The sequence below is a fragment of the Pseudoalteromonas sp. SIMBA_162 genome (assembly GCF_046535955.1).
In the GTDB taxonomy this organism is placed as follows: domain Bacteria; phylum Pseudomonadota; class Gammaproteobacteria; order Enterobacterales; family Alteromonadaceae; genus Pseudoalteromonas; species Pseudoalteromonas marina.
Genome location: NZ_JAWJBQ010000962.1, coordinates 1 through 245, shown reverse-complemented (window position 1 = coordinate 245; position 245 = coordinate 1). Strand labels below are relative to the sequence as shown.

The 245-nt window shown below is 61.6% G+C and carries 1 protein-coding gene; it reads left to right on the top strand.

The window, feature by feature from the left end:
• Positions 1–245, top strand: a 245-nt coding sequence (locus R0J88_RS22565; RefSeq protein ID WP_410901257.1) for an efflux RND transporter permease subunit, incomplete at both ends; no start/stop codon positions are given.

Below are 245 nucleotides of genomic sequence, written 5' to 3'. Positions count from 1 at the left end.
CGAACGTCAGACGGGGCCTGCGGTCGTGTCACGGTTTGGGGTCTACGCAGGGGCGCAGTTCCAGGGTAACCCGGCACCGGGCTACAGCTCGGCTCAGGCCATCGAAGCCATGGAAGAAGTGGTGCAGGAGACGCTGGGTGATAACTGGGGCATGGGCTGGACCGGTACGGCGTATCAGGAATCCAACCTGGGGAATACGGCAACGCTTGCGATCGTGTTCGGTATCCTGATGGTGTTCCTGATCC